Here is an 8,424-nt window from a genome sequence, read left to right on the forward strand (position 1 = left end):
CAGGGTGAGGGATGCGACCTCTCCGGAGAAACCTGGGCCCCTCACCCCAACCCTCTCCCGCACGGGAGAGGGAGCCGCGCAGCGCTTCGGGCGACCTGTCCGGTTCCCTCCACGCAAACTTGTGAATCCGGTCGGCCGGCACGGGTGGGAAGCGGGGAACCGGGGCTCGGCCCGTGGATATCGTGGGACCGTGACCTCCCCGGCATCGACTCTTCCGGCCCGGCAGGGAATCCTGCGCGACCCCGAACAAGGTTGGTCATGGCACGGCAGCTCAAGGAGGTCGGATTCGTCCACCTCCACGCCCACTCGTCCTATTCCCTGTTGGAGGGCGCCCTGAAGGTGGGGGACCTCGTCAAGGCGGCCCTGGCCGACAGGCAGCCGGCGCTGGCGCTGACCGACACCAACAACCTCTTCGGCGCCCTCGAATTCTCGGAGAAGGCCGCCGGTGCCGGCATCCAGCCAATCGCCGGCCTCCAGCTCGCCGTGGCCTTCGAGGCGGCCGACCCGATGGGGCGGGGCACGGTGGCCACGCCCGGCATCGTTCTGCTCGCCCAGGACGAGACCGGCTACGGAAACCTGCTGCGGTTGGCCAGCCGCGCCTATTTCGACAACGCGCTCGGCGAGGCCCCGCGGGTGAGCGCGGAGGCGCTAACGGAGTCGGCCGCCGGCCTGATCGCGCTCACCGGCGGCACCACCGGCCCCCTCGATTCGGCCCTGCGCGCCGGCCGGCCGGAGCTGGCCGCCCAGCGCCTTGAGCGCCTCAAGGCGGCCTTCGGAGAGGAGCGGCTCTACGTCGAGATCCAGCGCCACGGCCTCGACGACGAGCGCCGGATCGAGGCCGAGCTTCTGCGGCTGGCCGATTCCAGCGGGCTCTCGGTGGCGGCTTCCAACGAGCCGTTCTTCTCCAAGGCCGGCGACTACGACGCCCACGACGCCCTGCTCGCCATCGCCGAAGGCCGCGTCGTCTCGGACGGGCGCCGCCGCCGTCTGACCCCGCGCCACGGCTTCAAGACGCGGGCCGAGATGGCCGAACTGTTCCGCGACCTGCCGGACGCCCTCCAGGCCACCGTCGAGATCGCCATGCGCTGCGCCGTCCGCGTGCGCACCCGCAAGCCGATCCTGCCGAATTTCGGGATCATCGCCGCGGGCGAGACGCCGCCCATGGCCGAGGCGATGGCCGAAGCCGGCGTGGCCCCGGCGGCCGAGGTCGTCGCCGACGAGCCGACCGAATTGCGCCGGCAGGCCGAGGCCGGCCTCGAACTGCGCCTCAAGCAGCACGGCCCCGCGCCGGGCTTCGACGAGAAGACCTACCGCGACCGCCTGGCCTTCGAGCTCGACGTGATCGTCGGCATGAAGTTTCCCGGCTACTTCCTGATCGTCTCCGACTTCATCAAGTGGGCCAAGGACCACGACATCCCCGTGGGGCCCGGCCGCGGCTCGGGCGCCGGCTCGCTGGTCGCCTACGCGCTCCTCATCACCGACCTCGACCCGTTGCGGTTCGGGCTCCTGTTCGAGCGCTTCCTCAACCCCGAGCGCGTCTCGATGCCGGATTTCGACATCGACTTCTGCGTCGAGGGCCGCGAGCGCGTGATCCAGTACGTCCAGGAGCGCTACGGCCACGGGCAGGTGGCCCAGATCATCACCTTCGGCACGCTGCTCGCGCGCGGCGTGCTGCGCGACGTCGGCCGCGTGCTGGAGATGCCCTACGGGCAGGTCGACAAGCTGACCAAGCTCGTACCCCAGAACCCGGCCAACCCCGTGACGCTGGCCCAGGCCATCGAGGGCGAGCCCAAGCTCCAGAGCGCCATGGCCGAGGAGCCCGTGGTCGCCCGCCTGATCGACATCGCCAAGAAGCTCGAGGGCCTGCACCGGCACGCCTCGACCCACGCCGCCGGCGTCGTCATCGGCGACCGCCCCCTTGAACAGCTCGTGCCCCTCTACCGCGACCCGAAGACGGGCATGCGGGTGACGCAGTTCAACATGAAGTGGGTCGAGGCCGCCGGCCTCGTGAAGTTCGACTTCTTGGGCCTCAAGACGCTGACGATGCTGCGGTGCTGCACCGACCTGCTGAAGCAGCGCGGCATCGAGATCGACCTCGCCTCCCTGCCGCTCGACGACGCGGCGACCTACGCGCCGATGGGCCGGGGCGAGACGGTCGGCGTGTTCCAGGTGGAATCGGCGGGCATGCGCAAGGCGCTCTGCGAGATGCAGGCCGACCGCTTCGAGGACATCATCGCCCTCGTCGCCCTCTACCGGCCGGGCCCGATGGCCAACATCCCGGTCTATTGCGAGCGCAAGCTCGGGCGCGACGCCGGCAACGAGGCCGGCTGGTATCCGCACGCCAAGCTGGAGCCGGCCCTGAAGGAGACCTTCGGGATCATCGTCTACCAGGAACAGGTGATGGAGATCGCCAAGCTGCTCGCCGGCTACTCGCTGGGCGAGGCCGACATGCTCCGGCGCGCCATGGGCAAGAAGATCCGCGCCGAGATGGACGCGCAGCGCGACCGTTTCGTGAAGGGCTCGATCGAGCGCGGCCTGACCAAGGCCAAGGCGGACGAGATCTTCGACCTGCTCGCCAAGTTCGCCGATTACGGCTTCAACAAGAGCCACGCGGCGGCCTACGCCCTGCTGACCTACCAGACCGCCTACCTCAAGGCGAACTTTCCCGTCGAGTTCCTCGCCGCGGCGATGACCCTCGACATCGACAACACCGACAAGCTCGCCGAATTCCGCCAGGACGCGCAGCGCCTGAAGATCGTGGTCGAGCCGCCCTCAATCAACGCCTCCGGCGAGGTGTTCGAGGTGCATGCGGGCAAGATCTCCTACGCGCTGGCCGCCATCAAGGGCGTCGGCCGCGAGGCGGTGCGCTCCCTGGTGGAGGCGCGCGGGGACAGGCCGTTCAAGGACCTCGCCTGCCTCGCCCGGCGCCTCAGCCCGCGCCACGTCAACAAGCGCACCCTGGAGAGCCTGGTCGCGGCCGGCGCCCTCGACTGCATCGAGCCCGACCGCGCACGCGCCCACGCCGCGGTCGAGCCGATGATGAAGCTGGCCCAGGAAGGCGCGACCTCCACGACGACGGACACCACGGACATGTTCGGCGGGGTCGTCTCGGAGAGCGTCGCGCTGCGCATCCCGCCCCACGAACTCTGGCCGATGGCCGACAAGCTGAAGCGCGAATACGACGCCATCGGCTTCTTCGTCTCCGGCCATCCCCTGGACGAGTACGGCGAGTTGTTGGGCAAGCTCCGGGTGCAGACCTGGGCCGAGTTCTGCCGCTCGGTGCGGGCCGGAACCTCCAGCGTCGGCAAGGTCGCGGCCTCCGTCCTCGATCGGGCGGAGCGGCGCACCAAGACGGGGAACAAGCTCGGCATCGTCACCCTCTCGGACCAGACCGGCCATTTCGAGGCGATCATCTTCTCCGAGGGGCTCGGGCATTACCGCGACATCCTCGAGCCCGGCCGTCCCCTGGTGCTCCAGCTCCAGGCCAGCCTGGAGGGCGAGGACGTGCGCGCCCGCATCCAGACCGCCGAGCCCCTCGACGCGGCCGTGGCCCGCTACCAGAAGGGCATGCGCATCTACCTGCGCGACGAACGCCCCATCGGATCGGTGCAGCAGCGCCTCTCCATGCGCGGCGAGGGCGAGGTCTCCCTCATCCTGATCCTCGACGGGGGCGAGCGGGAGGTCGAGGTCAAGCTGCCGGGGAAGTACCAGGCCACGCCCCAGATCGCGGGCGCCCTCCGGGCGGTGCCGGGGGTGGTACAGGTGGAGGTGAACTGAGACGGCCGTTGACGCGCCGTTCACCATGGTTCGCCTGAATCGGGGAACGGCCCAGCTCGACGTGCGCCAGCGCAACCTGGTCAAAAGCCGCCGGTCCTAGACAGCCTCGCTTAAGCATGTGGGGCGAGGGCGATGCGGTCGAAGGTTCTCCTGGCAGTCACGGTCGTCGTCTACCTGACGACCGGGCGGGCACCGGGCATGCGCGAGTTGCGCAACCCGGATGCGGAGCAGGCCGGGGGCCGCGTGGTCGTCGCCCTCAAGCGCGGCGGCGCGGTCTGAGCGAAGCCGACATCCGCATCGCGACGCGATCGACCGGATATCGTATGACTGCGTCGAAGGGGTCCCGCGGTCGGGTTTCCGACCGGCGGCCATGGCGCCCTTCACCGGTCCGGGAGCGGCACATGGTCCTGCGGATGAACTTCCAGGCGCTGGTGGACCAGCGCCCTCCCTACGACCAGATGAAGGCCAGGATTCCCGGCCTGTCGGGCGAGGTCTGCGGCTACCAGATGAGTTGGGCCCTCAACCACATCGGCGAGACGATCGACCGGTTCGACTACCCGACCAAGCTGCAGCTGGGCGGGAAGGTCCGGGCCAAGAAAGTGGGCGGGGCGAACTACATCTACTCCGTCATCGATTTCTACGCCTACCTCAGCCAGAAATACGAGCCGGCGCGGCGGACCAAGGCCACCGACCCGGCGGGCATCACCCGCGAACTGGGCGGGCGCGAGGGCATCATCTGCTTCGGCTTCCGGCATATCGACCTCTGGCGGGACAAGGGGCTGGCCGCCTCCACCGTCTACAAGATGAACGACCTCTGGGCGGGCTGCGCCAAGGACGGCCGGGGCGCGTTCTTCTTCGAGGTCCTGGATTACGGCCCCGAACAGGCGCCGATCGGGCGCGATCCCATCAAATGGTGATCCGCCCCTAGCGCCGTCGCGCCTCCGGGGGGCGCGACGAGAACGGAAGTTGCAGGGGCGCGCGGCCGGAGCGGTTCCGGCCCGCACACCTGGGATGAGCGACGCAGTGCCCGACCTCGACCGAGTCGTGAAGGAGATCGCCGAGGAGATGCGGCAGCGGCCCGACCGCGGGGAGGTGGCGAGCTACATCCCGGAGCTCGCCCGCGTCGATTCCGACGCCTTCGGCCTCGTGGTGATCGACGCCGAGGGCCGGGTCGCGGCCGGCGGCGACAGCGAGACCCCGTTCTCGATCCAGAGCATCTCCAAGGCCTTCACCCTGACGCTCGCCCTCGGGATGGTGGGCGACCGCCTGTGGAGGCGGGTCGGGCGCGAGCCCTCGGGCAGCCCCTTCAACTCCATCGTCCAGCTGGAGCGCGAGCGCGGCATCCCGCGCAACCCCTTCATCAACGCCGGCGCCATCGCGGTCACCGACGTGATCCTCTCCGGCCACCAGCCGCGGGAGGCGCTCGGCGAAATCCTGCGGTTCATGCGCTTCCTGGCCGACGACTCTTCCATCGTCATCGACGAGGCCGTGGCGGCCTCCGAGCAGCGCACGGGGTTCCGCAATGCGGCGCTCGCCCATTACATGAAGTCGTTCGGGGTGATCGAGAATCCGGTGGACTTCACCCTCGGGGTCTATTTCCACCACTGCGCGATCAGCATGTCCTGCCGGCAGCTCGCCATGGCCGGGCGCTTCCTGGCCTATTCCGGCCGCAACCCAGCCACGGGCCATTCCGTGGTGCCGCCGGAGCGGGCGCGCCGCATCAACGCGGTGATGCTGACCTGCGGGCATTACGACGGCTCGGGCGAGTTCGCCTACCGCGTCGGCCTGCCTGGCAAGAGCGGCGTCGGCGGCGGAATCCTGGCGATCGCACCGGGCAAGGCGTCGATCGCGGTGTGGTCGCCGGGGCTGGACGCCTCGGGCAACTCCCATCTCGGCCGGATCGCGCTCGAAGCGCTGACCAGGCGGCTGGGCTGGTCCATCTTCGGAACGTGACGGGGCTTCGGTCGCAGGCGCGCCCGCCGACCGTCCGTCACGTCCCGCGCGGGGCCGGCCTCACGCCTTGCGGGACCGGTCGGCTTCCTGGACGGCGGCGTCGTGATACCAGCTGCCGCCGTACACGATCTCCGGCGCGCGCTGCAGGCCGAGGTCGGAGGCGGGCTTGCCGGAATCGCTGCGACCGCCGGCGAGGCGGGTCTTTACTGGAAACGCGTAGATCTTGGCGGTCTCCTGGTGCAAACGGGTCGTCATTGTCTGGCTTCTCCTTCCGAGGCCGTGGGTCAGTATCCCGGAAGATAAGTCAACGACCGATGAATTGCACGCCGATTGCGCGGCATGCGCCAAAATAGTCCAATATCTGAATAATATTTGAGCATGTTTGTTTTGGCATCTTTCGCGCCTGTCTGTTTTCGCGGCATCTTTCGCGACCGGGATCGCGGCGGCGGCGATCGCGGTAGGCGGCCCCGCCCGGGCGAGCCTTTCGGCGGCGGCGGCGTACGATGCCCAGGACCGACCCACACCGATCCAGCCGGACCTTGGGCCGCGGCGCACGCAGCCCGGGTCGACGCATCGGCCGCGCCCGTTGGCATGCTCCCTGCTTATGACGCGTCAGCCGGTGACGGCCCGCGCACAGCTCAGAGTTATCTCAACTCGAACCGTGAACCGACGAGAGACTCGCGATGACGAAGTATAAACTCGAGTACATATGGCTCGACGGCTATACGCCGGTGCCGAACCTGCGTGGCAAGACGCAGATCAAGGAATTCGACGGCTTCCCCACCCTCGAGCAGCTTCCCCTCTGGGGCTTCGACGGCAGCTCGACCATGCAGGCGGAAGGCCGCAGCTCCGATTGCGTGCTCAAGCCGATCCGCGTGTTCCCCGACAGCGAGCGCACCAACGGCGTGCTGGTGCTGTGCGAAGTGATGATGCCGGACGGCAAGACCCCGCACGCCTCCAACAAGCGCGCCACCATCCTCGACGACGAGGGCGCCTGGTTCGGCTTCGAGCAGGAGTACTTCTTCTACAAGAACGGCCGCCCGCTCGGCTTCCCCGAGGCCGGCTACCCGGCCCCGCAGGGCCCGTACTACACCGGCGTCGGCTACAAGGCGGTGGGCGACGTCGCCCGCCAGATCGTCGAGGAGCACCTCGACATCTGCCTCGCCGCCGGCATCAACCACGAAGGCATCAACGCCGAGGTGGCCAAGGGCCAGTGGGAATTCCAGATCTTCGGCAAGGGCTCCAAGCGGGCCGCCGACGAGATGTGGATGGCCCGCTACCTGATGGAGCGCCTGACCGAGAAGTACGGCATCGACATCGAGTACCATTGCAAGCCGCTCGGCGACACCGACTGGAACGGCTCGGGCATGCACGCCAACTTCTCGACCACGTACCTGCGCGAGACCGGCGGCAAGGCGTATTTCGAGGCCCTGATGGCCGCCTTCGAGGGCGCCCGCGAGGACCACATCGCGGTCTACGGCCCGGACAACCACCTGCGGCTGACCGGCAAGCACGAGACCCAGTCGATCCACCAGTTCAGCTACGGCGTGGCCGACCGCGGCGCGTCCATCCGCGTGCCGCACAGCTTCGTCAACAACGACTACAAGGGCTACCTGGAAGACCGCCGTCCCAACAGCCAAGGGGACCCCTACCAGATCGCCTCGCAGATCCTGAAGACGGTCGCCTCCGTCCCGACGGGCGCCGAGGCGGGCGTGTCCGCCGCCGCCTGACGACCGGCGCATTCGCAAAAGGGGCGCGGCTCGAATCTCCGGATTCGGGCCGCGCCTTTTTTCATGCCCGGCGGATCAGTCCTGCGTCGCGACAGCGCCGCCGCCCTCGCAGGCCCGCAGCCTCTCCGCCACCAAGGCCTGGAGCGACCACAGGTGGCGGTCGTGGATGCCGAGGCGGGCGCAGGCCTCCACCGTGCGGAACAGGTATTCCGCGCTCGGCCCCATATGTCCGCAGGCCGAAGCGATCTTGTCCGCGATCTCCGTGTCGGTGAGGCGGCCGGAATAGCGGTCGCTGGCGCGGTTCACGAGGAAGGTCAGGGCCGAGACGGTGCCGCCGTGCGTCTCCACCGGCAGCCAGCGGGCGACGTAGCCCTTGCCCCGCATCTCGCGGCGCCAGACCGGCATCAGGGTCTCGCGCAGGTCCGCGCCGGCAAGGCGGAACGCGACGCCCTTGCACAACCCGCCCCGGTCCAGGGCCAGGACGAAGCCCGGCCGCTCGGGGGTGCCGCGAAACCGGCGCTGCAGCAGGCAGAACCGGCGGTGGAAGCCCCGCACGGTGCCGATCCGGCTCTCGGCCCCCGAAAATTCCGGCCGCCACATCAGCGAGCCGTAGGCGAAGACCCAGAGGTCGCCGCCGCCCGCCCGCTCCTCGATGATCCGGTCGAGGCCGGGCCCGAGTTCCTCGTCGGTGAGCAGCCGCAGGGCCGACTCGTCGTCGGCGACGGGCACGGCATGGGCGCGGGCGATGAGGTCGAGGCTGAGGTCAAGGGGACGCGGCATGGGGGAATCGGAGCATTCCCCGTGCCGCGGCGCAAGGGTGGGTCGGCATCTGGAACGGTGCGATTCGGAATCAGGCTGGACCGACCGCAACGTGTGGCTAACGGACCTTGGCTCTTGATCCGGAAGCAGACATGCTCCTACAGCAGAACGGCCTCGCTTCGGCGGGGCCGTTCTGCTGTAGGAG

At 69.1% G+C, this 8,424-nt stretch carries 7 protein-coding genes; 5 read left to right on the forward strand and 2 right to left on the reverse strand.

All coding sequences use genetic code 11. From position 1 onward, the window contains the following. Positions 1-258: 258 nt before the first annotated feature. From dnaE to COGEMETH_RS23485, 4 genes are all read left to right on the forward strand, one after another. Complete coding sequence (gene dnaE / locus COGEMETH_RS23470) at positions 259-3,777, forward strand: DNA polymerase III subunit alpha (RefSeq protein WP_238185094.1); 3,519 nt, start codon at positions 259-261, stop codon at positions 3,775-3,777. A 132-nt stretch (positions 3,778-3,909) separates the two neighbouring features. Then, on the forward strand, positions 3,910-4,056 hold the full coding sequence (locus COGEMETH_RS23475; protein ID WP_238185095.1) for a hypothetical protein: 147 nt from the start codon (positions 3,910-3,912) through the stop codon (positions 4,054-4,056). Positions 4,057-4,178: 122 nt separating this feature from the next. Next, positions 4,179-4,694, forward strand: coding sequence for a T6SS effector amidase Tae4 family protein (locus tag COGEMETH_RS23480; protein ID WP_238185096.1), 516 nt, complete (start codon positions 4,179-4,181; stop codon positions 4,692-4,694). 106 nt (positions 4,695-4,800) lie between these two features. Beyond that, entirely contained in the window at positions 4,801-5,730 is a 930-nt protein-coding gene (locus COGEMETH_RS23485; protein WP_373875425.1) for a glutaminase, read from the forward strand. Between the two features lie 60 nt (positions 5,731-5,790). Here COGEMETH_RS23485 and COGEMETH_RS23490 read toward each other — a convergent pair whose 3' ends face one another. Then, a complete protein-coding gene (locus tag COGEMETH_RS23490; protein ID WP_238185098.1) occupies positions 5,791-5,985 on the reverse strand; it encodes a DUF2735 domain-containing protein in 195 nt (64 codons plus the stop codon). 428 nt (positions 5,986-6,413) lie between these two features. Between COGEMETH_RS23490 and COGEMETH_RS23495 the strand changes: the two genes are divergently transcribed. Continuing rightward, on the forward strand, positions 6,414-7,460 hold the full coding sequence (locus COGEMETH_RS23495) for a glutamine synthetase beta-grasp domain-containing protein (RefSeq protein WP_238185099.1): 1,047 nt from the start codon (positions 6,414-6,416) through the stop codon (positions 7,458-7,460). Positions 7,461-7,535: 75 nt separating this feature from the next. Here COGEMETH_RS23495 and COGEMETH_RS23500 read toward each other — a convergent pair whose 3' ends face one another. Then, positions 7,536-8,240: a gamma-glutamylcyclotransferase gene (locus COGEMETH_RS23500; protein WP_238185100.1), complete on the reverse strand. Its 705-nt coding sequence runs from the start codon at positions 8,238-8,240 to the stop codon at positions 7,536-7,538. Positions 8,241-8,424 lie beyond the last annotated feature (184 nt).

It is taken from the genome of Methylobacterium trifolii, assembly GCF_022179685.1.
Taxonomy (GTDB): domain Bacteria; phylum Pseudomonadota; class Alphaproteobacteria; order Rhizobiales; family Beijerinckiaceae; genus Methylobacterium; species Methylobacterium trifolii.

Excerpts from the sequence above, each read along its gene's own strand:
- dnaE (WP_238185094.1), top strand. The coding sequence starts at position 259 with ATGGCACGGCAGCTCAAGGAGGTCGGATTCGTCCACCTCCACGCCCAC.
- COGEMETH_RS23475 (WP_238185095.1), top strand. The coding sequence starts at position 3,910 with ATGCGGTCGAAGGTTCTCCTGGCAGTCACGGTCGTCGTCTACCTGACG.
- COGEMETH_RS23480 (WP_238185096.1), top strand. The coding sequence starts at position 4,179 with ATGGTCCTGCGGATGAACTTCCAGGCGCTGGTGGACCAGCGCCCTCCC.
- COGEMETH_RS23490 (WP_238185098.1), bottom strand. The coding sequence starts at position 5,985 with ATGACGACCCGTTTGCACCAGGAGACCGCCAAGATCTACGCGTTTCCA.
- COGEMETH_RS23495 (WP_238185099.1), top strand. The coding sequence starts at position 6,414 with ATGACGAAGTATAAACTCGAGTACATATGGCTCGACGGCTATACGCCG.
- COGEMETH_RS23500 (WP_238185100.1), bottom strand. The coding sequence starts at position 8,240 with ATGCCGCGTCCCCTTGACCTCAGCCTCGACCTCATCGCCCGCGCCCAT.